We start from the raw sequence: 24066 nt of genomic DNA, 5'->3' as shown, positions 1-24066 counted from the left end.
CGGGGGTCTCCTCAGACCAGGCGGTGCATCCAGCCGCGGCGGTCCTCGGCGCGGCCGTACTGGACGTCGAGCAGGGTGGAGCGGACGGCCTCGGTGACCTTCCCGGCCACGTCGGCCTCAGCGGCGGCCGGCTTGGTGTCGCCGCCGTCGACGAAGCTGCCGATGGGCGTGACCACGGCGGCGGTGCCGCAGGCGAAGGCCTCGGTGACCTCTCCGCCGGCGGCCATCGCCAGCCAGTCGTCCAGGGCGATGCGCTGCTCCACCGGCTGCAGGCCGAGGTCGCGGGCGATCTCGAGGATGGAGTCGCGCGTGACGCCCTCGAGGATCGAGCCGGTGAGCTCGGGGGTGAGCAGGCGGCCGTCGGCGGTGACGAGGAAGACGTTCATGCCGCCCAGCTCCTCGACCCACCGCTGCTCGGCGGCGTCGAGGAAGACCACCTGGTCGCAGCCGGCGGCGTAGGCCTCCTGCTGGGCGAGCAGGCTGGCCGCGTAGTTGCCGCCGCACTTGGCGGCGCCGGTGCCGCCCGCGGCGGCGCGCGTGTACGTGCGGCTGACCAGCAGCTTCACGGGGCGGGGGCCGGAGGTGAAGTACGAGCCGGCCGGGGAGGCGATGACGAGGTAGTCGACCGTCGCCGCCGGGCGCACCCCGAGGAACGCCTCGGAGGCGAACATGAACGGGCGCAGGTACAGGCTGGTCTCGCCGCCGGTGGGCACCCAGGCCTCGTCGGCGGAGACCAGGGCCTCCAGGGAGGCCAGGAAGTCGGCCTCGGGCAGCTCCGGCAGCGCGAGCCGGCGCGCCGAGCGGGCGAAGCGCGCGGCGTTGGCCTGCGGGCGGAAGGTCCACACCGACCCGTCGGCCCAGCGGTAGGCCTTCATGCCCTCGAAGACCTCCTGCGCGTAGTGCAGGACGGCGGCCGACGGGTCGAGCAGCAGCGGCCCGTAGGGCTCGACGCGCGCCTGGCCCCAGCCGCCGGCGGCGGTCCAGACGGCGTGCGCCATGTGGTCGGTGAAGTGCTTGCCGAAGCCGGGGTCGGCCAGCACGGCCGCGCGGTCGGCGTCCGAGACCGGGGAGGGGTGCGGCTGGCGCTCGAAGGCGAGCGGCGCGGCGGCCTGCAGGCTGTCAGCGGACATGCTACGGGAGCGTAGCCTCTGGGCCCCGGCCACCGGGACGCCTCCGGCGGCGGCCGCGGGGCACCATCTCGGGGTGAGCCGCACCCCGGGACGGCGCCGCACCCGCACCGCGGCGCTGCTGGCCCTGGTCGACGGCGGCTTCACGCTGCTGGGCGCCGCGGCAGCGGGGTGGCTGGCGCTGCTGACGGTCCAGCGCATCGCCAGCGGCGGGCTGCGCGACTGGTGGCTGGTCGCCGTCCTGTGGCTCCTGCTGGCCTACCTGCTGCTGCCGCGCCTGCACGGGCTGCTCACCCGCGTGTACGTGCCCGACTACTTCATCGGGCGCACCCGCACCTACGAGGGCCTGCTCGGGGACCCCGTGAACGCGGCCGTGCTGGGGACCACCGAGGACCTGCACAGCGCCATGACCCGCGGCGGGTGGCAGCTGGCGGACGAGCTGGGCTTCCGCAGCGGCCTGCGGACGGTGACCTCCACGCTGGCGCGCCGCACCTACGCCACGGCACCGGTCAGCCCGCTCTTCCTCTTCGGACGCAGCCAGGACCTCACCTACCAGCAGGAGGTGCAGGGCAGCCCCGCCCGCCGCCACCACGTGCGCTTCTGGAGGACCCCGCCGGGCTGGCGGCTGCCCGGCGGCGCGCGCGTGGACTGGGTGGCCGCCGGCACCTACGACCGGCGCGTGGGCCTGTCGGCGTTCACGCTGCAGGTGACCCACAAGATCGACGTCGACACCGACGCCGAGCGCGACCACCTCGTGGCCACGGTGCTGGCCGGCTCGCCCGAGGCGCGGGTGCGGACCCTGCGCCACTTCTCCTCCGGCTACCACTCCCGCAACGGCGGCGGTGACGCCATCCGCACCGACGGCCACCTGCCGGTGCTCGACCTCGCTGACGTCGTCGACGAGGAGCGCGCCGACCCCGGCGTCCCGCCGCCGGACTGGCACGGGCTGGCCGCACCCGCGCTGGCGCTGCTCGCCGCGGTGCGCGACACCGGCGCCTCCAACCGCGACCACCGCCCGCTGTCGCTCTACCTGGGGCACCTCCTGGTGGTCCTGCGGCTGCTGCTCACCGCCGCGGTCGGTGCGGCCGGCGCGGCCGCCGAGGTGATCGGCCCCGAGCGCGCGGCGCCGTGGCTGCCGCAGCCGGCGGAGCTCGTGCCGTGGCAGAGCGCGCCGGCCCCTCCGCTGGTCCTGCTGGGCGGGGCGGTGGCCGCCTGGCTGGCTGTCGCCGCGGCCTCGCAGCTGGCCTTCGCCGGCAGCTCGGCGGCCCGGCTGCTGGTGCTCGTGGCGGCGCTGGGCGACGTCGTCGTCCTGCTGACCGCCACGACGGCCGGTGGCGGCGGGCTGGTCCCGCTCGCCGCCACCACCGCGCTGGTGCTCGACCTCGGCGTGCTCGTCACGCTCTCGGCCGGCGACGCGCGCGACTTCACGCTCCGCACGCGCCTCCGCACGCGTCTGCGCACGCCCGGCCGGCGGCCGCGCACCCCCGGGGGTGCGCCCGGGGGTGCGCCGGAGGGGGCCTCAGGCCAGGCGTGAGACCAGCGCGTCGCCCACCTCGGCGGTGGAGCGCCGCGCGGTGCCGCGCTCGGCCAGGTCGGCGGCCACGGCCGCCTCCACGCGGGCGGCGGCGTCGGCGTGGCCGAGGTGGGCCAGCAGCATGCCGACCGACAGGGCCGTGGCCGTCGGGTCGGCGACCCCCTGGCCGGCGATGTCGGGGGCGGAGCCGTGGACGGGCTCGAACATCGACGGCGCGGTGCGGTCGGGGTTGATGTTGCCGCTGGCCGCCAGGCCGATGCCGCCGCAGACGGCGGCGGCGAGGTCGGTGACGATGTCGCCGAAGAGGTTGTCGGTGACGATGACGTCGAAGCGGCCCGGGTCCTGGACCAGGTAGATCATCGCGGCGTCGACGTGCGCGTAGTCAGCGGTGACGTCGGGGAAGTCGGCGTTCACGCGCTCCACGGTCCGGCGCCACAGGTGCCCGGCGAAGGTCAGCACGTTGTGCTTGTGCAGCAGGGTCAGCTTCTTGCGGGGCCGGGCGGCGGCGCGGGCGAAGGCGTCGCGGACCACGCGCTCCACCCCGAAGGCGGTGTTGACGCTGACCTCGGTGGCGATCTCGTGGGGGGTGCCGACGCGCAGCGCGCCGCCGTTGCCGGTGTAGGGCCCCTCCGTGCCCTCGCGGACGACGACGAAGTCGACCTCGCCGGGCTCGGCCAGCGGGCCGCGCACGCCCGGGAAGAGCTTGCCGGGGCGCAGGTTGACGTAGTGGTCCAGCTCGAAGCGCAGCTTGAGCAGCAGCCCGCGCTCGAGCACGCCGGAGGGGACCCCGGGGTCACCGACCGCGCCGAGCAGGATCGCGTCCGCGCCGCGCACCTCCTCCAGCACGCTGTCGGGCAGCGTCTCGCCGGTGGCGTGCCAGCGCTCGGCGCCCAGGTCGTACTCGGTGGTCTCGACCGTCGTGCCCGACGGCTCCACGGCGGCGCGCAGCACCTTGAGGCCCTCGGCCACGACCTCCGGGCCGATGCCGTCACCGGCGATGACGGCGAGCCGGACGCTCGAGGACGGCGCGGACGACGGCGTGGGGGGCGCTGCGGCGGTGCTGGTCATGGCCGGCAAGGCTAGCGAGCAGCGTGCTCGGCGCTGTGCTCGCCGGTCTGCACGGCCCACAGGCCGGCGTAGGCGCCGCCGAGGGCCACGAGCTCGTCGTGGGTGCCGGACTCGGCGACCCGCCCGCCCGAGAGCACCCAGATCCGGTCGGCGTCGCGCACGGTGGACAGCCGGTGCGCCACCACCAGCGCCGTCCGCGTGGCCGTGACCCGCGCCAGCGAGCGCTGGATGGCGGCCTCGGTCTCGGTGTCGACCGCGGAGGTCGCCTCGTCCAGCACCAGCAGCGCCGGGTCGCGCAGGAGCGCCCGCGCCAGCGCCAGGCGCTGGCGCTGGCCGCCGGACAGGGTCTGGCCCCGCTCCCCCACGACGGTGGCGTACCCCTGCGGCAGGGCCGCCACGAAGTCGTGGGCCTCGGCGGCGCGGGCCGCCTGCTCGACCTGCGCGTCGGTGGCGTCGGGCCGGCCGTAGGCGATGTTCTCGCGCACCGTGCCGTGGAAGAGGAAGGCGTCCTGGCTGACGTAGCCGATCGCACCGCGCAGCGAGTCCCAGGTCAGCTCGCGCACGTCGCGCCCGTCCAGCAGCACCGCACCGGCGCGCGGGTCGGCGAAGCGCAGCACCAGGCGCAGCAGGGAGGACTTGCCGGCCCCCGTCGTCCCCACCACCGCGTGGGTCTGCCCCGCGGGCACCACCAGGTCGAGGTCCGCCAGCACGTCGGGCCCGTCGTCGTACCCGAACCGCACCCCGCGCAGCTCCAGCGCGCCGCGCGCCGGCGCCGGCAGGGCCGCGCTGCCCTCCACGGCGCTGGGCCTCAGCTCCAGCAGCCCGAAGATGCGCCGCGTGGACGCCATGGCCCGCTGGTACAGGTCGAGCGTCTGCCCGAGGTCGGTCAGCGGCCACAGCAGGCGCTGGGTCATGAAGACCAAGACCGTGAACAGGCCCACCTCCAGGCGGCCCTGCAGGGTGTACCAGCCGCCCAGCAGCAGCGTCGCCGAGAAGCCGGCGAGGATCGCCATCCTGATGAGCGGCACGAAGGCCGAGCTGGAGCGGATGGCCCGGGCGTTGGCCAGCCGGTACTCGCGCGAGGCCCGCGCCACGCGCGCGCTCTCCCGCTGCTCGGCGGTGAAGGCGCGGATGGTGGCCACGCCGCCGAGGTTGCCGGCGACCACGGCCGCCACCTCCCCCGCGGTGGCGCGCACGTCGGCGTACAGCGGCTCCAGGCGCCGCTGGAAGCGGATGGAGCCCCACGCGATCACCGGGACCGGGAGGAACGCGAGGACAGCCACCTGCCAGGAGGTCGCCCCGAAGACGGCCCCCACGAAGACCACCGTGAGCACCGTGTGGAGCACCGTGCGCGCTCCGACGTCGAGGAAGCGCTCGAGCTGGTTGACGTCGTCGGACAGCACCGACAGCACCTGTCCCGACGGCGTGCGCTCGTGCCAGCCGACGTCCATCGCCTGCACGGCCGTGTACGCCTCGGTGCGCAGCTCGTCCTGCACCGCCTGCGCGAGGCCCCGCCACAGCACCGAGGCGGCGTAGTCGGTCAGCGACTCCACCACCCACACGGCGGCGTTGACGACGGCGACGACGAGGAGCTGCTCGAAGCGCCCCTCCACCCCGAGCAGGGAGGCCACGAAGGAGTCCGAGCCGCGGACCACGATGTCGATGGCGACGCCGAGGAGCAGCTCGGGCGCCACGTCGGCGGCGGTGTTGAGGGTGGTCATCAGCACTGCGAGCGCGAAGCGCGGCCGGTGGCGCCGGTGGTGGCGCCACAGGGCGCGCAGCGGCGGCGTCGCCCCCAGGGGCGCCGCGGGGGCAGCGGTCACGGGGCGCCAGCCTACGCGGCGCGGGAGGGACCCCCGCCTGGCGCAGCGGGCGCGGGGTGGGACGCTGCGCAGTCGTGAGCATCGACGCAGGACAGCTCCGCGAGCCGGGCCGGCCCGGGCACGTGGTGCTGCAGCAGGCCGACTCGGCGCCGTACGGGTCCCTGCGCGCCAGGCCGCTGCCCCGTGCGGAGCGCTACGCCCTCGGCAAGTCCCTGCGCCACCAGGTGCCCCGCTCGTCGATGGCGCGCTGGGAGCCGGCGGCCGACCGGCGCAGCGTCGTCGACCAGGTCCGCGAGGCCCACGCGGGGCGCCTGGACCGCCTGGTGCCCGTGCGCGTGGGGCGGATGGCCGCCAGCCCGTACGGCTTCCTGCGCGGCACCGCCGGCCTCATGGCGGCGGACCTGGCCACCCTGCCCGCCACCGGCATCACCCCGGTGATCTGCGGGGACTCCCACATCGGCAACGTGGGCCTGTACGGCTCCCCCTCGCGGGAGCTGGTGCTGGACCTCAACGACTTCGACGAGGCGCACCCGGGCCCGTGGGAGTGGGACCTGCGCCGCCTGGTGGCCAGCGCGTGGGTGGCGGGGCGCCAGGCGGGGCTGGGCGAGGACTCCTGCGAGCGGGCGGCGCGGGCCGCGGTGAGGGCCTACCGCGAGCACCTGCTCGAGCTGGCGGAGCAGCCCCTGCTGGAGCGCAGCTGGACCAGCTTCGGGGTGGACCGCCTCGCCGGCGCCACCAAGGACCCGGGGCTGCGCCACGAGGTGGAGAGGGCCGCCAAGCGCGCCCGCCACCGCACGAGCGACCGGGCGCTGCCCCGCTTCACCGAGGTGGTGGCCCACGAGGACCCCTCCGGGGAGGGCGGGGGCGCGGCCTTCACGCGCCGGATCGTGGTGGAGCCTCCACTCATCACCCGCCCGGAGGTGGACGACGAGCCGCTGCTGGCCGAGGCCCTGGACGCCTACCTCGGCACGCTCGCGCCGCACTGGGCGCGCCTGCTGGGCGGGTACACGCTGGTCGACGTCGCGCACAAGGTGGTGGGCGTGGGCAGCGTGGGGCTGCGCGCCTACGTCGCGCTGCTGGAAGGCTCCGACGCCGACGACGTGGTCTTCCTGCAGCTCAAGCAGGCCCGGCGCTCGGTGGTGGCGCCCTTCGTGCACGGCGGCGGCGCCTGGCACGAGCACCAGGGCCAGCGGGTGGTGGAGTACCAGCAGGCGCTGCAGACCACCTCCGACCCCCTGCTGGGGTGGACGAGCGTCGGCGAGCGGCAGTACTACGTGCGCCAGTTCCGCAACATGAAGGGCAGCGTGGTGCTCGACGGCATCGGCGCGAACGCGCTGCGCGACTACGCGGGGGTGTGCGCCCAGCTGCTGGCCAAGGGGCACGCGCGCACCTCGGGCGCCTCGATGATCGCCGGCTACCTGGGCTCCTCGGACAAGGCCGACACCGCGCTGGCGACCTTCGCCCGCCGCTACGCCGACCAGACCGAGGCCGACCACGCCGACCTGGTCGACGCCGTCTCCCGCGGGGTGCTCCCCGTGGAGCGCGGCGTCTGAGGACCTCACCCTGCCCGCTCGACACGCGCCCGTCACCCGCAGGGTGCAGGCTGTGCGCGCATGGCGACGACGACGGCGGGCACGGCCTCCGAGGGCGGTCTGAAGCGCACGATCACCGGTCGCCTCCTGTACTTCTACGTCCTCGGCGACGTGCTCGGCTCGGGCATCTACGTCCTCATCGGCCTGGTCGCGGGCGCGGTGGGCGGCGCGTTCTGGGTGGCCTTCGCCGCCGGGGTGTCGGTCGCGGCCATCACGGGGCTGGCCTACGCGGAGCTGGTCACCAAGTACCCGCAGGCCGCCGGCGCCTCGCTGTACGTCAGCAGGGCCTTCAAGAGCCCCGCGCTGACCTTCTTCGTCACCGTCTGCATGCTCTCGGCGTCCTTCGCGGCCATCGGGTCGCTGGCCAGCGGCTTCTCGCGCTACTTCGGGTCGCTGTGGGACCTGCCGCCGGCGCTGCTGGTCTCGGTGCTCTTCGTGGCGCTCGTCGCGGTGGTCAACTACATCGGCATCACCGAGTCGGTCGTCATCAACATGGTGATGACCTTCGTCGAGGTCGCCGGGCTGGTCATCATCGCGGCCTGCGGGGTCATCGCGCTGGCCAGCGGGAACGCGGACCTGTCGGTCCTGACCGACTTCTCCGCCGAGGGCAGCCCGGTCATCGCCGTGGTGGCCGGCGTGACGCTGGCGTTCTTCGCGATGACCGGCTTCGAGAACGCCGCCAACGTGGCCGAGGAGACGGTCGACCCCTCCCGCACCTTCCCGAGGGCCCTGGTCGGCGGGATGGTCACCGCCGGCGTCATCTACGTGGTCGTGGCCGTCTCGGCGGCGCTGGTGGTGCCGGTCGACCAGCTGGCGGGCTCGGACGCCGCGCTGCTGGAGGTGGTGCGCGCCGGGCTGCTGCCGCTGCCCGTCGGCGTCATGATCATCGTGTTCTCGCTGATCGCGATGGTCGCCATCGGCAACACGACGCTGGTGACCACGGCCGCGGGCGCCCGCATCCTCTACGGCATGGGGCGCGTGGACGTGGTGCCCCGCGTCTTCTCCCGCGTGCACCCGACCCGCCGCAGCCCCGTCGTCGCGCTCGGCTTCACCCTCGCCGTCGTCGTCGCCCTCATGGCCGTGGGGTCGCTGTTCACCGCCCTGGGCGGACCCGACGTCGTGGAGCGGCTGGCCACGATCACCGTGGTCTTCCTCGTGGTGGTCTACGCGCTGGTCATCGTCTGCGCGCTCAAGCAGCGCGGCACGGACGAGCACCCCGGCGTCTTCCGCGCCAGCACCCCCCTGCTGCTCGTGGGGATCGTCGGCAACGCCGCGATCCTCGTGTACACGGTGGTCGACGACCCGACGTCCCTGCTGTGGGTGGCGGGGCTGCTGGCGCTGGGGGGCGTGCTCTACGCGGTGCAGCGGGCGCGCGGTGGCGGCGCGAGCCGCGAGGCGCTCCTGTCAGGCGGTGTCGAGCGTGCGGGGGACGCCGCCGTGCCCGACGGTGTCCCTGACCACGGGGACGGGCCCGGCGGCCCGCAGGACGGGAGGAGCAGCTCGTGAGCAGCAGGCTGGTGGTGGCGACCGACGGGTCGCTGGAGTCGCTGGAGGCCGCGCGGGCGCTGCCCGGGCTGCTGGACGCCGCAGCCGTGGAGGAGGTGCTCGTGGTCGCCGTGCTCAGCCCGACGGCGGCGGTGCCCTTCCGCGACGAGATCGGCGCCGCCGGGCGCCCGGGTCCCAGCCCGGACCCGACGGCGCCGAGCTACCGCCAGGAGGCCGAGTCCGCCGCGGCGGTGGTGGCCGCGTCCTTCGCGGCCTGGCCCGGGCGGGTGCGCACGCAGGTGCGCAGCGGGTCGGCCGCCGCGGAGATCGTGGAGGCCGCCGAGGAGGTGCGCGCCGACCTCATCGTGGTGGCCTCCGGCAGCAAGGGCCTGACGCGCACGGTGCTGCTGGGCTCGACGGCGCTGCGGGTGCAGCACTCGGCCCCCTGCTCGGTGCTGGTCTGGCGGCGCCCCCGCGGCTGACGCCCGGGCGGTTCAGCGGGGCCGGCGCACGCGGATCGGGCCCTTGGCGGTGTCGGGGTCGACGACGGCGCCGCCCTGGGTGATCTGGGCGCGCCCGGCCACGACGAGGCGCCGGGCGGCGGCCCGCGCCGGCTCCATGAGCTCGCGCCACCCCTCGCCCTCCAGGCCCTGCTCCCCCGCGACGGCGCGCGCGGCCTCCGAGGGGCACACCGACGACGACGCGGCGCGGGCGTCGAGCAGGCGCTCCAGCGACGCCTCGAGCGCGGCGTCGAGGCCGGCGGCGGAACCCGAGCGGGCGCGGCGGCGGCAGGCGTCGGAGCAGTAGCGCACGCCGTCCCAGTCGCGCTCCCACTTCTTGCGCCAGGTGATGGTGCGGCCGCACACGGCGCACGGCTTGGTGGGCAGCTCGCTCTTCGCGCTCGTGCGGGACCCTCGGCTCACACCTGCGCCAACGCCGGGGGGCTCCACGCCACTCCCGCACTGGCACGGGGTGGCCCTGACCCAGTCCTACGAGAGCGGGGCCACCCCGTGCCACTCGCGGGGAGCGGCGCGGGGCGGCCCCGGGCGGGCCCGGCCGACATCGCCGATCTTGGCGTTCGGTGGCTCCGGGAGCGCCTTCCGAACCACGGATCGCCAAGGTCAGCACCCCGGATGCTTGCAGCCCGGACGCACGCCCGCTCGACGCCGCCGTCGTCGTCGTCCTCAGCGGGCGCCGACGCGCGTGGGTGGACCTGGTCCACTCCCCCGTGAGCGGGGCCACCCCGCGCCCGTCCTACGAGAGCGGGGCCACCCCGCGCCACTCGCGGGGAGCGGCGCGGGGCGGCCCCGGGCGGGGACGCGACGCGTCAGCGGGCGGCGGAACCCTCGACGTAGTCGTCGTCCTTGGTCTCGACCCAGCTCATGAGCTTGCGCAGCTCGGCGCCGGTCTTCTCCAGCTGCGAGCCCTGCTGCTCCTCGCGGAAGCGCGTGAACTCGGGCGCGCCGGCGTCCTGGTCCTCGATGAACCGCTTGGCGAAGGCGCCGTTCTGGATGTCGGTGAGGACGTCCTTCATGCGGGCCTTGACCGAGGCGTCGATGACGCGCGGGCCGGAGACGTAGTCGCCGTACTCGGCGGTGTCGGAGACCGACCAGCGCTGCTTGGCCAGGCCACCCTCGTACATGAGGTCGACGATGAGCTTGAGCTCGTGCAGGCACTCGAAGTAGGCGACCTCGGGCTGGTAGCCCGCCTCGACGAGGGTCTCGAAGCCGGCCTGCACGAGCGCTGACGCGCCGCCGCACAGCACGGCCTGCTCGCCGAAGAGGTCGGTCTCGGTCTCCTCGGTGAAGGTGGTCTTGATGCCGCCGGCGCGCAGGCCGCCGATGGCCTTGGCGTAGGAGAGCGCCAGCGGCCAGGCGCTGCCGGAGGCGTCCTGCTCCACGGCCACGATCACCGGGACGCCGCGGCCCTCGGCGTACTCGCGGCGCACGAGGTGGCCCGGGCCCTTGGGGGCGACCATGGCGACGTCGACGTCGGCCGGGGGCTCGATGTAGCCGAAGCGGATGTTGAAGCCGTGGCCGAAGAACAGCGCCTTGCCGGCGGTGAGGTGCGGCTGGACGGACTCGGCGTACACGTGGCGGGCCACGTGGTCGGGCACCAGCAGCATGATGACGTCGGCCCACTGCGACGCCTCGGCCGGCGTGGTGACGGTCAGACCCTCGGCCTCGGCCTTGGCGCGGCTCTTGGAGCCCTCGGCCAGGCCGACGCGCACCTCGACGCCGGAGTCGCGCAGCGACAGCGAGTGGGCGTGGCCCTGGCTGCCGTAGCCGATGACCGCGACCTTGCGGCCCTGGATGACCGACAGGTCGGCGTCGTCGTCGTAGAACATCTCAGCCACGGTGGCTGTCTCTCCTTCAGTAGGGGTCACGGGAGGTCTGGCGGACCCTGCCACGAGCGCGTCAGGCGCTGCGCAGGGCCCTGTCGGTGATCGAGCGGGAGCCGCGGCCCACGGCCACGACGCCGGACTGCACGATCTCGCGCACGCCGAACGGCTCGAGCACCTTGAGCAGCGCGGCGTTCTTCTCCGGGGCGCCGATCGCCTCGATCGTCATGGCCTCGGGGGCGACATCGACGACGGCCGCCCTGAAGACGTTCACCACGTCGAGCACCTGCCCGCGGGTGGTGGCGTCGGCGCGGACCTTGACCAGCAGCACCTCGCGCTGCACGGAGGTCTCCGGCTCCAGCTCGACCACCTTGAGGACGTTGACCAGCTTGTTGAGCTGCTTGACGACCTGCTCCAGCGGGGAGTCCTCCACGTCGACCACCACGGTGATGCGCGACAGCGACGGGTGCTCGGTGGGCCCGACCGCCAGGGAGTGGATGTTGAAGGCGCGACGGGCGAACAGGGAGGCCACGCGCGCCAGGACGGCGGGCTTGTCCTCGACGAGGACCGAGAGGGTGTGGCGGGTGCTGGTGCCCGCGCCCTGGGCCGTGGCGCTCACCGCGCGTCCCCGTTCATCTCCAGGCCGGTCTCCGGGTCCTGCTCCTCGCGGTCCCACACCGGCGAGAGGCCGCGGGCGTACTGGATCGCGTCGTTGGACAGCCCCGCGGCGACCATCGGCCACACCATCGCGTCGCGGTGGACCACGAAGTCGACGACGACGGGCCGGTCGTCCACGCTCATGGCCTTGTCGATGACGGCATCGAGGTCACCGGGGTCCTCGCAGCGCAGGCCGACGCAGCCGTAGGCGTCGGCGAGCTTGACGAAGTCGGGGATGCGCTGGCCGGAGGGCCTGCCCACACCGGTGTGCAGGTCGGTGTTGGAGTACCGGCCGTCGTAGAACAGCGTCTGCCACTGGCGGACCATGCCCAGGCTGGAGTTGTTGACGACGGCCACCTTGATCGGGATGCCCTCGATGGCGCAGGTGGCCAGCTCCTGGTTGGTCATCTGGAAGCAGCCGTCGCCGTCGATGGCCCACACGGTGGCGTCGGGGCGGCCGACCTTGGCGCCCATGGCGGCGGGCACGGAGTAGCCCATGGTGCCCAGGCCGCCGGAGTTCAGCCAGGTGCCCGGCTTCTCGTACCGGATGAACTGCGCGGCCCACATCTGGTGCTGGCCGACCCCGGAGGTGAAGACCGTGTCCGGGCCGCTGATCTCGCCCAGGCGCTGGATGACCTTCTGCGGGCTCAGCGAGCCGTCCTCCGGCTCGTCGTAGCCGAGCGGGTAGGTCGAGCGCAGGTCGTCCAGCTGGCGCCACCAGCCCCCCAGGTCGGCGCGCCGGCCGGCGGCGTGCTCGGCCTCCAGGGCCGGCACGAGGTCGGCGATGACCTCCTTGGCGTCCCCGACGATCGGGACGTCGGCGCGCCGGTTCTTGCCGATCTCGGCGGGGTCGACGTCGGCGTGGACCACCTTCGCGTGGGGGGCGAAGGAGCTCAGCAGGCCGGTGACCCGGTCGTCGAAGCGGGCGCCGAGGCTGACGATGAGGTCGGCGCGCTGCAGCGCCGTCACGGCGGCCACGGTGCCGTGCATGCCGGGCATGCCCAGGTTGGCCGGGTGGGAGTCGGGCAGCGCGCCGCGGGCCATGAGCGTGGTGACCACGGGCGCGCCGGAGAGGTCCACCAGGCGGCGCAGCTCGGCGGAGGCGCCGGCGCGGATGACGCCGCCGCCGACGTAGAGCACCGGGCGCCGGGCCTCGGCGATCATCCGGGCGGCCTCGCGGACCTGCTTGGCGTGGGGGCGCGTGGTCGGGTGGTACCCGGGCAGGTCCAGCTCGGCCAGCGAGGTCGGCCAGCGGAACGTGGTCATGGCCTGCTGGGCGTCCTTGGTGACGTCGACCAGCACCGGCCCGGGGCGGCCCGTGGAGGCGATGTGGAAGGCCTCGGCGATGACGCGCGGGATGTCGGCGGGGTCGGTCACCAGGTAGTTGTGCTTGGTGATCGGCTGGGTGATGCCGACGATGTCGGCCTCCTGGAAGGCGTCGGTGCCGATCGCCTTGGAGGAGACCTGGCCCGTCACCGCGACCATCGGGACCGAGTCCATGTGGGCGTCGGCGATGGCGGTGACGAGGTTGGTGGCGCCCGGTCCCGACGTCGCCATGCAGACGCCGACGCGACCGGTCGCGGCGGCGTAGCCCTGGGCGGCGTGCCCGGCGCCCTGCTCGTGGCGCACGAGCACGTGCCGCAGCTCCGTGGAGTCGAGCAGCGGGTCGTACGTGGGCAGGATCGCCCCGCCGGGGAGGCCGAAGACGACCTCCACGCCGGCGCTCTCGAGGGAGCGCACGATGCTCTGGGCGCCCGTCATCCGCTCGTCGCTGCTGGCCGTGCTCATCGGTCCTCCTGGTGCTGCGGTGCTGCTGGTCCGCCGTGGACGGGGTGGTGGAGCGCTGTCAGCCCGGCCCTCGGTCCCGCCGGGCATGGAAAGACCCTCCGGCCCCGGTGTTCGGAGGGGCTGCGGAGGGTCGCGCGCGGCAGGACGTCGACGACGGCGTCAGCTCGCGCGCTGCGCGAGTACGACGACGGTGAGGATGTCCACGCGGCGAGAGTAGCCCCGCTGCCCCGTCCCTGTCAGCCGCTGGGACGCCCCGTCTCACGTGGTGAGACAAGGCGTCCCAGCGGCTGGGCGTCAGGCGAGGACGGCGCCGCCGCTGGCCGAGCCCACGAGCTTGGTGTACTTCGCCAGCACGCCGCGGGTGTAGCGCGGGGGCAGCGGCTCCCAGCCCCCGCGGCGGGCGGCCAGCTCGGCCTCGTCGACCAGCACGTCGAGGGTCTTGGCCTTGACGTCCAGCCGGATCCGGTCGCCGTCGCGGACGAAGGCGACCGGCCCGGCGTCCACGGCCTCGGGGGCCACGTGGCCCACGCACAGGCCCGTGGTGCCGCCGGAGAAGCGCCCGTCGGTGAGCAGCAGCACGTCCTTGCCCAGGCCCGCTCCCTTGATGGCGCCGGTGATGGCGAGCATCTCGCGCATGCCGGGGCCGCCCTTGGGGCCCTCGTAGCGGATGACCACCACGTCGCCGGCGGTGATGGTGCCGTCCTCCAGGGCGTCCATCGCGGCGCGCTCCCGGTCGAAGACGCGGGCGGTGCCTTCGAAGACGTCGGACTCGAAGCCGGCGGACTTCACCACGGCGCCGCCGGGCGCGAGCGAGCCGTGCAGGATCGTGATGCCGCCGGTGGGGTGGATCGGGTCGGCCAGGGCGCGCAGCACCTTGCCGTCCGGGTCCGGCGGGGCGATGTCGGCCAGGTTCTCGGCCATCGTCTTCCCGGTCACCGTCAGGACGTCGCCGTGGAGCAGCCCGGCGTCGAGCAGCGCGCGCATGACCACCGGCACGCCACCGATCCTGTCGACGTCGGTCATGACGTGCTGGCCGAAGGGCTTGACGTCGGCCAGGTGCGGCACGCGGGAGCCGACCCTGTCGAAGTCGGCCAGGGTGAGGTCGACCTCGGCCTCGTGGGCGATGGCCAGCAGGTGCAGCACCGCGTTGGTGGAGCCGCCGAAGGCCATGACCACGGAGATGGCGTTCTCGAACGCCTCCTTGGTCATGATGTCGCGGGCGGTGATGCCCTTCGCGAGCATCTCCACCACGGCCTGGCCGGAGCGGCGGGCGAAGCCGTCGCGGCGGCGGTCGGTGGCCGGCGGCGCGGCCGAGCCCGGCAGGCTCATGCCGAGCGCCTCGGCCGCGCTGGCCATGGTGTTGGCGGTGTACATGCCGCCGCAGGCGCCCTCGCCCGGGCAGATCGCCTTCTCGATGGCGGTGACGTCCTCGCGGCTCATGAGCCCGCGCGCGCAGGCGCCGACCGCCTCGAAGGCGTCGATGATCGTGACCTGCTTCTCCGTGCCGTCCGAGAGGCGGGCGAAGCCGGGCAGGATGGAGCCGGCGTAGAGGAACACGCTGGCCAGGTCCAGGCGCGCGGCGGCCATGAGCATGCCGGGCAGGGACTTGTCGCACCCGGCCAGCAGCACCGAGCCGTCGAGGCGCTCGGCCTGCATGACCGTCTCCACCGAGTCGGCGATGACCTCGCGGCTCACCAGGGAGAAGTGCATGCCCTCGTGGCCCATCGAGATGCCGTCGGAGACGGAGATGGTGCCGAACTCCAGCGGGTAGCCCTGGGCGGCGTGCACGCCGTCCTTGACGGCCTTGGCCAGCCGGTCGAGCGAGAGGTTGCAGGGGGTGATCTCGTTCCACGACGAGGCCACGCCGATCTGCGGCTTGGCGAAGTCGTCGTCGCCGAGGCCGACGGCACGGAGCATGCCGCGGCTGGCGGTGGCCTCGAGCCCGTCGGTGACCTGGCGGGAGCGGGGCTTCATGTCGGCCTGGGTCATGGCCGCGATCCTACGGTCCCGTAGGGAGCGCTCCCGCCTGCCCGGACCCGGGCACCGGCGCGGGCCGCGCGGGCCTCAGCCGACGACGACGTTGAGCGGCTCCTGCCCCGCCGCGAGCCGCGCGACCTGGGCGCGCAGCAGGCGCAGGGCGCGGGGCCGCATCGCCGTCGTGTTCCCCCCGACGTGCGGGGCGACGATGAGGTTCGGCGCGCCCCACAGGGGGTGGTCGGCGGGCAGCGGCTCGGGGTCGGTGACGTCCAGGGCGGCGTGCAGGCGCTCGGCGCGCAGCTCGGCCAGCAGGGCGCCGGTGTCGACGATGGGACCGCGGCCCACGTTGACCACGAGCGCCTGGTCGGGCAGGGCCGCCAGGAACGCCGCGTCGACCAGGCCCCGGGTGGTGTCGGTGAGCGGCAGGCCGATGACGACCACCTCCGCGGTCGGCAGGAGCTCCCCCAGCTCGTCGATCCCGTGCACCCGGCCCCGCTCGTCGGTGCGGGCCGTGGTGGCCACGCGCACGAGGTCGACCTCGAAGGGCGCCAGGCGGTCGGCGATGGCGCTGCCGATGCCCCCCGTGCCCAGCACCAGCACGCGCCGGTCGGCCAGGGAGCGGCGCCGCACCGGGCGCCAGGCGCCCTGCTCGGCGGCGCGGACCGCGTCGTCCAGCCCGCGCAGGCTGGCCAGGACCAGCGCGAGCGCCAGCTCGGAGGTCGAGGCGTCGTGGATGCCCGCCCCGTTGGCCAGGCGCACCCCCTGCGGCAGGCGCTCCAGGAGGTCGTCGTAGCCGGCGGAGGTGGTCTGCACCAGCTGCAGCGCGGGCAGGTCGGCCACGGCCTCCAGCGCCCCGGCCGGGTGCATGTACGGCAGCACCACGTACGCGACCCGGTCGGCGTCGTCCCCGAGCACCTCGCGCGGGTCGGAGTCGACGTCCCAGACGGCGCTGCGCACGGCGTCGGGCAGGTCGGGGGCCAGCGCCTCCTGCCAGTCGGCGTCGGGCAGGGTGATGAGCAGCTGGCCGGGGGTCGGGTCGGTCACGAGCAGCCACCCTGTCAGCCCCCGGGTGGCCCGGCGACCTGCGGCGGGTGAGGCTGGGGCGTGGATCACGGACGACTCCCGCGCCGCCTCGCCGCCGTCCCCGCCGCCCTGGTCGCCGCCGGCTCGCTGGTGCTGGCGGGCTGCTCGGGCCAGGACGCCGCGGCGCCCGCGCCGGTCTCCACCGAGCAGCTGCCCGCGCCGTCGTCCTCCGCGGCGCCGGGGCAGGCCTCCGAGCAGACCTCCGAGCAGGGCTCGGCGGGGCCGGCGCTGCCCGCCGCGCTGGCCGCGGGGCACGCGCTGAGCGGGACCCCGCAGCCCGCGCAGGACGTCGTCACCGGCCTGGAGGTCCCCTGGAGCACCGCCGTGCTGCCCGACGGCACGGCCCTGGTCAGCGAGCGCGAGACCGCGCGGGTGCTGCGGGTGGCGCAGGCGGGGAGCTCGTGGGCCGCGCAGCAGGTGGTCGCGCCCGGGCCGGGTGGCGCGGTGCCGGACGTCACCCCCCGGGGCGAGGGCGGGCTGCTGGGCCTGGCGGTCTCCCCGACCTTCGAGCAGGACCGGTGGGTGTACGCCTACACCACCACCGCCGAGGACGACCGCGTGGTGCGCATGCGCCTGTCCGACGACCCCGCCGGCGGCCCCGGGACCCTGTCGGAGCCCGAGCCGCTGGTGACGGGCATCGACTCGGCGACCATCCACCACGGCGGGCGGCTGGCCTTCGGCCCCGACGGGATGCTCTACGCCACCACCGGAGACGCCAGCGCCCCCTCCACCGCGCAGGACCAGCAGGCCCTGACCGGCAAGGTCCTGCGCGTCACCCCCGACGGGCAGCCGGCGCCCGGCAACCCCGTCGAGGGCTCACCGGTGTGGACGTGGGGCCACCGCAACCCCCAGGGCCTCGGGTGGGACGCCGCCGGCCGCGCCTTCGCCGCCGAGTTCGGCCAGGACACCCAGGACGAGCTGAACCTGCTGGAGCCGGGGCGCAACTACGGCTGGCCGCTGGTGGAGGGCGCCGTGGCCGGCCCGGACGGCAGCGACGCCGACGTCACCGACCCCGCCTTCACCGCGCCCCTGGTCACCTGGCGCACCGCCGACGCCTCGCCGAGCGGGCTGCTGGTGACCGCCGACGCCGTCTACGTGGCGGCGCTGCGCGGTCAGGAGCTGTGGCGGGTGCCGCTGGCCGACGGCAGGCTCGGCCAGCCCGAGCGGGTCTTCGACGGCGCGCACGGGCGGGTCCGCGACGTGGTCGCCGGGCCCGACGGCGCGCTGTGGGTGCTCACCGACAACACCTCCCGGGGGTCGGCCTCACCCGGGGACGACCGCCTGCTGCGCGTGCCGCTCGCCTGAGACCAGCTCCAGACCCAGCTCGCCGCCCGCGGCCTCCAGCGCCGCCCGCACCGCCGGCGGGGCGGAGGCGTCGACCAGCAGCGCCGACAGCGGCAGCAGCACCAGCTGCTCCAGCGCCGCGCCCTGCCCGCGCGAGCTCACCGCCAGCGCCACCCCGGCGCCCGCGAGCGCCCGCGCGGCCGCCAGGACGCCGGCGTCGTCGGGCCTGACGCGCCCCTCCAGCAGCAGCACCAGGGCCCCGGCGGGCGTGCCCCGGGCCGCGAGCTCGGCGGCGACCAGGGACGGCCACGCGTCGTCGTGCAGGAGGTGGGCCCCCAGGCGCACCCAGGAGCGGGCACCGCGGTCCGGCGCGGCCCCCGCCGCCGCCCGCGACAGGGCCAGCTGCAGCGCGTGGCGCGCCAGCGGGCCCTCCAGCCCGTCGCGACGGGCGACGTCGTCGAGCTCGTGCGGCGCGGCGGGTCCCTCCGGCAGCGCCAGGCCGAGCTGGAGCAGGTGGCCCGCCGCCGCGCCGTCGGCGCCCACGAGGGGCGTGCGCCGCACGAGCAGGCCCTCGCCGGTCCGCAGCGCGTCCTCCAGCGCGGCGCGCACGAGCCGGCGGCGGGTGGCCGCCCCGGCGACCTCGGCGTGCTCGACCACCCGGTCGCGCCCGCGCCGCTTGGCCTCCTGCATCGCCGCCGAGGCGCGGGCGACCACGGCCAGCGCGTCGGCGGCCTCGCGCAGCTCAGCGGCCTCCACCACGGTCACCCCGACGCTGGCCGAGACCCGCACCCGGGCCACGCCCGGCACCTCGCGGGCGCTCTCGCGCACCAGCTCGGCCAGCCGGTGCGCGCTGGCGGTGACCTCCGCGGCCGGTGCGGGCACCACGAGGGCGAACTCGTCACCGCCGAGGCGGGCCGCCACGGCGTCCTCGCGCACCCGGCGCATCGCCGCGGCCACGGCCACCACGAGCGCGTCGCCGGTGGAGTGGCCCAGGGTGTCGTTGACGCGCTTGAAGCCGTCCAGGTCGATGACGACGACGCCGACCTGCCCGCTGCCGGCGCCCAGCTCCGCCAGGGCCGCCGCCAGCGCACGGCGGTTGGCCAGGCCGGTGAGCGGGTCGAGGTCGGCGGCGGCGCGCAGCGCCGCCACCTGCGCGACGCGCTGGCGCTGCAGCACCAGCTCGCGCGCGGTCCAGGCGACGATGAGCACCAGCGCGAGCACCGCGGTCACCGCGTCGAGGCCGCGGCCGCGCAGGCCCACCTCCGCGGCGGCCCCGGCGGCGCACAGCGCCAGCGCGGTGGTGGTGTGCGTCGAGGAGGTCGCCTCCACGACCACGTCGGGGCGCTGCCGCGGCGGGCGGACGCCCAGCAGGGCCCCCGCGACCAGCGGCCAGGCCCCGGCGAGCAGCACCTGCTGCTCCCACAGGGGCTGGGTGGTGCCGTGCAGCACGGCCGCCGAGAAGGCCAGGTCCCCGCACACGATGAGGCCGACGGCGACGGCCAGCAGGACGACGGCGCGCTGGCGCCCGACCACCGCCAGCTGCACGACCAGCGCGAGGATGAGCAGCTCCAGCAGCTGGGTGGCGACGCTGGCCGCGACGGTGGCGACGTCCTCGCGGACCTCGGGCTGGACGTCGGTGAAGGCCACGCGCCAGAAGAGCAGCGCCACGGCGGCGGCGACCACCCCGGCGTCGGCCAGGACGCGCGGGAGCCGGCCCGCGGGCACGGCCGGCCGCGGCACCAGGAGCAGCACGACGAACCAGCCGGGGGCTGCGACGAAGCTGATGAGGTCACCGGTGGAGGGGAAGGGCAGCGGCTCCGCGCTGGTGGCCCGCTCGGCGGCGAGCACCAGCTGGCCGACGCCGTAGGGGGCGCCGAGCAGGAAGCCGCCCAGCCGCCAGCGCCGCGGCAGCGGCACGAGGCGGTGCGGCGCGAGCAGCACGCCCAGGCCCGCCAGCAGGGCCCAGGCGCCCGTCAGCGCCACCCCGACGACGTCCGCGCGGGCAGCACCGGAGGCGCCCAGGGCCGCGACGAGGGCCGCTGACAGGAACGAGGCGGCGACCGCCGCGCGCAGCACCGCCCTCACCGCGCGCCCTCGCGGATCGCGGCGAGCGGGCGCGCCGGGGCGGCCAGGTGCGCGGCCAGCTGCCCGGGCTCCAGGGCCGGGGACCACAGCCAGCCCTGCCCCTGCCCCACGCCCAGCCCGTGCACCACCCGGGCCTGCTCCTCCTGCTCGATGCCCTCGGCCACGACCTCCAGCCCCAGCGAGGCGGAGACCGCCACCACCGCGGACAGCAGCGCGAGCGAGCGCTCGCTGGCGCAGGCGGCCACCACCAGCGACCTGTCGACCTTGACGCAGCTGACCGGCAGCCTGTCGAGGTAGCCCAGGGAGGAGTAGCCGGTGCCGAAGTCGTCGATGGCCAGGCGGACGCCGGCCTCCTGGAGCTCGCGCAGCGTGGTCGCCGCCGGGTCCTCGCGCGCCAGGAAGACCGACTCGGTGACCTCCACGGTGAGCAGGTCGAGGGGGACCCCGGCGTGGGCGGCCGCCTCGCGCAGGGCGTCGGCGTAGCCGTGCCGGCGCAGCTCGTGCACCGAGGCGTTGACGGCCACCCGCAGGCGCCGCTCGACGCCGCCGGCCGCCACGACCGCGGCCAGGCCCTGGCGCAGGACGCACGCGCCGACCTGGTGGACCAGCCCGGCGGCCTCGGCCAGGGGCACGTACTCCTCCGGCGAGACCCGGCCCAGGACGGGGTCGGTCCAGCGCGAGAGCAGCTCGACGCCGGTGGTGGCCCCGGTGGCGATGTCGACGACGGGCTGCAGGCCCACCGAGAGCTGGTCGCGGGCCAGCGCCTCCCGCAGCGCCGCGGTCACCTGGTGCTTGCGCCGGGTCCGCTCCACCAGGGCCGCGTCGTGGACGCCCACTCCCCCGTCGCGGTGCGCCTTGGTGGCCCGCAGGGCCGCCGCCGCGTCGGACAGCACGGCCAGGGGGTCGCTGGCGCCGCGCGGCGCCTCGGCGACGCCCGCGCTGGCCGTCAGCGGCCGCTCGTCGGCCAGGCAGGCCCGGCGCACCGCGGCCAGCGCCGCCTCGGCGCGCCGGCGGCCGTCGTCGGCGGTGCCCGGCCCGCGCAGCAGGAACTGGTCGCCGCCGGTGCGGTGCACCGTCCACCCCGGCGGGGTCGTGGCGCGCAGCACGCGCGCCACCGAGCGCAGCGCCGCGTCGCCGCAGTCGGGGCCGAACTGGGCGTTGTACTCGTAGAAGGAGTCCAGCCCCAGCTCCACCACGACGGCGCCGCCCGCCGTGCCGCCCTCGTGGTGGAGCAGCTCCACCAGCGCCCGGCGGTTGGGCAGGCCCGTGAGGTCGTCGGTCAGGGCCTGGCGGCGCAGGTCGGCGACGAGCCGGGCGCGCTGGTGGCGCAGCAGCAGCTCGCGCGCGGCGCCGAGGGCGACCACCAGGCACAGGAGGGTGCCGCTCTCGGCGTCCAGGTAGGCGCCCCCGGCGCCGGCGGTCAGGCTGACCGCCGCGACCACCGACGCGACGACGACGGCGCTGGTGAGGGCGCCCGAGCGCACCGCGCGCTCCTCGCTGGCGTGGCCGGGCGACCCGCTGTGCAGTTGGGCGACGGTGGCCAGCGCCCCCGTCGTCGCCAGTGCGCACAGCGCCAGCAGCGCGCCCGCGGCCAGCACCGGCGCGGCGGCCCCGGCTGCCCCAGCGGCGTCCGCCAGCGGCTGCGCGCGCGGCTGGCCGCGCAGCAGCCACAGCACCAGGGCCGCGCACGAGCCGGTGACCAGCCCGTCGACGGCGGTGGTGCCCCGCCCAGGGCGTCCGCGTCCCCGCAGGACCCACCACAGCGCCGCCGGAGCGGCCGCCACCACGGCGAGGTCGAGGAGCGGGGACGAGGGCGTGCCCGCCACCGGCGAGCGCAGCAGGAGGAGCAGCAGCGCACCGGCGCTGACCAGGGGGGCTGCGCGGCTCACCCCGGCATCCTCGGTCCCTCGCGCGGCGGACTTGAGCCCTGGCACGCCGGGCTCAGCTCACCCGGGTGGAGCCGGCCAGGTGCTCGGCCACGAGCTCGGGCGCCAGGGGGCGCGACCAGTACCAGCCCTGCCCGCGCTGCACCCCGAGCCCGCGGACGACGTCGGCCTGCTCGGCCGTCTCGACGCCCTCGGCCACCACCTCCAAGTCCAGGGCGCGGCACAGCGCCACGACCGCCTCCAGCACCGCCCGCGGCCGCGGCCTGCCCAGGCCGCTGACGAGCGACCTGTCGATCTTGACGACGTGCACCGGCAGCCGCTCGAGGTAGGACAGCGAGGAGTAGCCGGTGCCGAAGTCGTCGACGGCCACCCGCACCCCCGCCCCTCCCAGCTCGGCGAGCACCCCCACGGCGGGGTCGTCGGCGGTCATGAAGACGCCCTCGGTGACCTCCACGGTGAGCAGGCGCGCCGGGACGCCGGCGTCGAGCAGGGCCGACAGCACGCCGTCGACGTAGCCGGGGGCGCGCAGCTCCAGCGGTGAGGCGTTCACCGCCAGGCGCAGGCCGCGCTCGACCCCGCCGGCGTCCCGCAGCGCTGAGAGGCCGGCGCGCAGCACCGAGGCCCCCACCGCGCAGACCAGCCCGGACTCCTCAGCCACGGCGATGAACTCGTCGGGGCGGACCTCGCCCAGCTCCTCGTCGCGCCAGCGCGCCAGCACCTCGAAGCCCGTGGTGGCGCCCGTGGCCACGTCGACCACCGGCTGCAGCGCCGACCCGACGCCACCCCCGGCCACAGCCAGCGCCAGCCTCTCGCGCACCCGCTGGCGGCGGGCGCCGCGCTCGCGGGCGGCGTCGTCGTGGAGCTGCACGCGCCCGCGGCCGCTGGCCTGGGCCTCCCGCAGCGCGCCCGTCGCCTCCGCGACGGCCACGAGCGGGTCGGCCAGGCTCGCGCCGGCGCAGGACACCCCGGCGCAGGCGGTCACCGCCACCGCTCCGGCCAGGGGCAGGTCCACCGGCTCCGCGACGGCCTCGAGCCAGGCAGCAGCCACCGCGGCGCCCGCGGCCGGGCCGCCGGGCCCGGCGGCCGCGAAGGCGTCACCGCCGAGGTGGTGGGCGCTCCAGCCGGGCGGCAGCGCGGCGGGCAGGCGGCGGGCGAGGGCGCGCAGGAGGTCGTCACCGCCGGCGTGCCCGAGGCGCGCGTTGACCTCGCGGAAGCCGTCGACGTCCAGCACCACCGCCGTCGCGGCCCGCTGGCCCGTCTCGTCCCCGGCCAGGGCGAGCAGGCGCTGGGAGAGGGCGTGGCGGTTGGGCAGCCCGGTGAGCGGGTCGTGAAGGGCCTGCTCGCGCAGGTCGTCCACGAGGCGGCTGCGCTGGCGGCGGTGGACGAGCTCGCGGGTGACGAGGGAGGCGACGACGACGGCGAAGAGCGCACCGGTCACCGCGTCGACCGGCTGCTCGCTGGCGGCGCTGGTGACCAGCGCCCCGGCCACCTGCACCACCACGAGCACCGTGGTCACCGCGCCCGTGCGGACGTCGGGGCTGACGGCCTCCAGGCGCGGTGCGCCGAAGCGCCGGCTCCCGGCCGCCGCGAAGCCGGCGGCCACCAGCGGCCAGGCGGCGCAGGCGGCGGCGCTGGCGAGCCAGGGCCAGGTGCCCCCGGGCCGGACCAGCTCGTGGGTGTTGGCGAGGTCGGCGGTGGCGAACAGCGCCACGCCGACCGCCACCAGGGCGGCGCCCCGGTCCAGGCCGGCCACGGCCAGCTGCAGGCACAGCGCGAGGACGAAGAGGTCGGCGAGGACCACGGCGCCCGCGGTCAGCGCTGAGGCACCGGAGGGGTCCAGCGGCAGGAAGGCCACCCGCCACAGCAGCGCCGCGCCGGTGGCGGCGACCACCGCGCCGTCCAGCGCCAGCTGGCGCCGGCGGCCCGCGTAGCCGGCCGGGCGCGGCAGGGCCAGCACGGCCGCCACCGCCGCCGGCGCGGCTAGGGTCTGCAGGGCGTCACCAGGCGTGGGCTGCTGCTCCAGCCCGGGGTGGCGCAGCAGGAGCAGGGCGATCCACGCCTGCCCGGCGGCCCACAGCGCCATGGCCAGTCCGGCGGCGCGGGTGGCGCGGGTGGCGCGGGGGTCGCGGTCGTCAGCGCCCAGCAGCGCTGTGAGCGCGCAGGCCGCGGCGACCAGCGCGCACGCGGCGGCGCCGAGCGGGGACGCGAGCTCGGAGCCGCCCGCGCCGGCGGCCCCGACGAGGAGGGCCGCCGCGGCGCCCACCGTGCACAGCACGGCCGAGCCTCGGTGCCGCCCGGGTGCCCCCACGCCCTGTGGTGTCGGCGCGTCCAGCGGC

Annotated in this window: 17 protein-coding genes; 5 read left to right on the top strand and 12 right to left on the bottom strand. The window is 76.3% G+C overall.

Translation table 11 applies throughout. From position 1 onward, the window contains the following. Positions 1-11: 11 nt before the first annotated feature. Complete coding sequence (locus tag ACUN9U_RS13680; RefSeq protein ID WP_445485550.1) at positions 12-1130, bottom strand: branched-chain amino acid aminotransferase; 1119 nt, start codon at positions 1128-1130, stop codon at positions 12-14. Positions 1131-1203: 73 nt separating this feature from the next. Between ACUN9U_RS13680 and ACUN9U_RS13675 the strand changes: the two genes are divergently transcribed. Continuing rightward, a complete protein-coding gene (locus tag ACUN9U_RS13675; protein ID WP_445485549.1) occupies positions 1204-2661 on the top strand; it encodes an LssY C-terminal domain-containing protein in 1458 nt (485 codons plus the stop codon). On the opposite strand, the gene ACUN9U_RS13670 is transcribed toward ACUN9U_RS13675, so the two are convergent. Then, positions 2647-3729, bottom strand: coding sequence for a 3-isopropylmalate dehydrogenase (locus tag ACUN9U_RS13670; RefSeq protein WP_445485548.1), 1083 nt, complete (start codon positions 3727-3729; stop codon positions 2647-2649). The two genes, ACUN9U_RS13675 and ACUN9U_RS13670, sit on opposite strands and share 15 nt — an antisense overlap. A gap of 11 nt (positions 3730-3740) precedes the next feature. After that, a complete protein-coding gene (locus ACUN9U_RS13665) occupies positions 3741-5552 on the bottom strand; it encodes an ABC transporter ATP-binding protein (protein WP_445485547.1) in 1812 nt (603 codons plus the stop codon). A gap of 74 nt (positions 5553-5626) precedes the next feature. Between ACUN9U_RS13665 and ACUN9U_RS13660 the strand changes: the two genes are divergently transcribed. Genes ACUN9U_RS13660 through ACUN9U_RS13650 form a run of 3 tightly spaced genes read left to right on the top strand, consistent with a single transcriptional unit; the run spans position 5627 to position 9111 of the window. Then, the gene (locus tag ACUN9U_RS13660) at positions 5627-7105 is read left to right on the top strand and encodes a DUF2252 domain-containing protein (protein ID WP_445485546.1); all 1479 of its coding nucleotides are present in this window, start codon (positions 5627-5629) and stop codon (positions 7103-7105) included. A gap of 60 nt (positions 7106-7165) precedes the next feature. Further along, the gene (locus tag ACUN9U_RS13655; RefSeq protein ID WP_445485545.1) at positions 7166-8650 is read left to right on the top strand and encodes an APC family permease; all 1485 of its coding nucleotides are present in this window, start codon (positions 7166-7168) and stop codon (positions 8648-8650) included. Beyond that, positions 8647-9111, top strand: a complete 465-nt coding sequence (locus ACUN9U_RS13650; RefSeq protein ID WP_445485544.1) for a universal stress protein — start codon at positions 8647-8649, stop codon at positions 9109-9111. The genes ACUN9U_RS13655 and ACUN9U_RS13650 overlap by 4 nt, the downstream gene beginning before the upstream one ends. Before the next feature lie 12 nt (positions 9112-9123). Here the strand turns inward: ACUN9U_RS13650 and ACUN9U_RS13645 are convergent, their stop codons facing one another. The 6 genes from ACUN9U_RS13645 to ACUN9U_RS13620 form a co-directional block, all read right to left on the bottom strand. Next, positions 9124-9552 (bottom strand): DUF3253 domain-containing protein, encoded by a 429-nt coding sequence (locus ACUN9U_RS13645; RefSeq protein ID WP_445485543.1) that lies wholly within the window; start codon positions 9550-9552, stop codon positions 9124-9126. Positions 9553-9956: 404 nt separating this feature from the next. Beyond that, entirely contained in the window at positions 9957-10985 is a 1029-nt protein-coding gene (gene ilvC / locus ACUN9U_RS13640; RefSeq protein ID WP_445485542.1) for a ketol-acid reductoisomerase, read from the bottom strand. A gap of 61 nt (positions 10986-11046) precedes the next feature. Then, complete coding sequence (gene ilvN, locus ACUN9U_RS13635; protein ID WP_445485541.1) at positions 11047-11589, bottom strand: acetolactate synthase small subunit; 543 nt, start codon at positions 11587-11589, stop codon at positions 11047-11049. Then, entirely contained in the window at positions 11586-13415 is a 1830-nt protein-coding gene (locus ACUN9U_RS13630; RefSeq protein ID WP_445485540.1) for an acetolactate synthase large subunit, read from the bottom strand. The genes ilvN and ACUN9U_RS13630 overlap by 4 nt, the downstream gene beginning before the upstream one ends. A gap of 294 nt (positions 13416-13709) precedes the next feature. Next, on the bottom strand, positions 13710-15404 hold the full coding sequence (gene ilvD / locus ACUN9U_RS13625) for a dihydroxy-acid dehydratase (protein WP_445485539.1): 1695 nt from the start codon (positions 15402-15404) through the stop codon (positions 13710-13712). Positions 15405-15479: 75 nt separating this feature from the next. Further along, positions 15480-16436 carry a 2-hydroxyacid dehydrogenase gene (locus tag ACUN9U_RS13620; protein ID WP_445485538.1) on the bottom strand — a complete coding sequence of 319 codons (957 nt, stop codon included), beginning with the start codon at positions 16434-16436 and terminating at the stop codon, positions 15480-15482. A 60-nt stretch (positions 16437-16496) separates the two neighbouring features. Between ACUN9U_RS13620 and ACUN9U_RS13615 the strand changes: the two genes are divergently transcribed. Continuing rightward, positions 16497-17780, top strand: coding sequence for a PQQ-dependent sugar dehydrogenase (locus tag ACUN9U_RS13615; protein ID WP_445485537.1), 1284 nt, complete (start codon positions 16497-16499; stop codon positions 17778-17780). On the opposite strand, the gene ACUN9U_RS13610 is transcribed toward ACUN9U_RS13615, so the two are convergent. From ACUN9U_RS13610 to ACUN9U_RS13600, 3 genes are read right to left on the bottom strand one after another with little or no spacing between them, the layout of a single operon-like run. Further along, positions 17739-19844, bottom strand: coding sequence for a diguanylate cyclase (locus ACUN9U_RS13610; protein ID WP_445485536.1), 2106 nt, complete (start codon positions 19842-19844; stop codon positions 17739-17741). The two genes, ACUN9U_RS13615 and ACUN9U_RS13610, sit on opposite strands and share 42 nt — an antisense overlap. Beyond that, entirely contained in the window at positions 19841-21733 is a 1893-nt protein-coding gene (locus ACUN9U_RS13605; RefSeq protein WP_445485535.1) for a putative bifunctional diguanylate cyclase/phosphodiesterase, read from the bottom strand. Before ACUN9U_RS13605 ends, ACUN9U_RS13610 begins: the two co-directional genes overlap by 4 nt. Positions 21734-21785: 52 nt before the next feature. Then, the gene (locus ACUN9U_RS13600; RefSeq protein ID WP_445485534.1) at positions 21786-24005 is read right to left on the bottom strand and encodes a putative bifunctional diguanylate cyclase/phosphodiesterase; all 2220 of its coding nucleotides are present in this window, start codon (positions 24003-24005) and stop codon (positions 21786-21788) included. Positions 24006-24066 lie beyond the last annotated feature (61 nt).

The sequence above is a fragment of the Quadrisphaera sp. KR29 genome (genome assembly GCF_052644995.1).
Note: the sequence above shows the minus strand (reverse complement) of the source record. Positions and strands in the feature narration are given on the sequence as shown.

Bases quoted from the DNA above. Each gene is read 5' to 3' on its own strand.
- ACUN9U_RS13680 (WP_445485550.1), bottom strand. From the start codon at position 1,130: ATGTCCGCTGACAGCCTGCAGGCCGCCGCGCCGCTCGCCTTCGAGCGC.
- ACUN9U_RS13670 (WP_445485548.1), bottom strand. From the start codon at position 3,729: ATGACCAGCACCGCCGCAGCGCCCCCCACGCCGTCGTCCGCGCCGTCC.
- ACUN9U_RS13655 (WP_445485545.1), top strand. From the start codon at position 7,166: ATGGCGACGACGACGGCGGGCACGGCCTCCGAGGGCGGTCTGAAGCGC.
- ACUN9U_RS13630 (WP_445485540.1), bottom strand. From the start codon at position 13,415: ATGAGCACGGCCAGCAGCGACGAGCGGATGACGGGCGCCCAGAGCATC.
- ilvD (WP_445485539.1), bottom strand. From the start codon at position 15,404: ATGACCCAGGCCGACATGAAGCCCCGCTCCCGCCAGGTCACCGACGGG.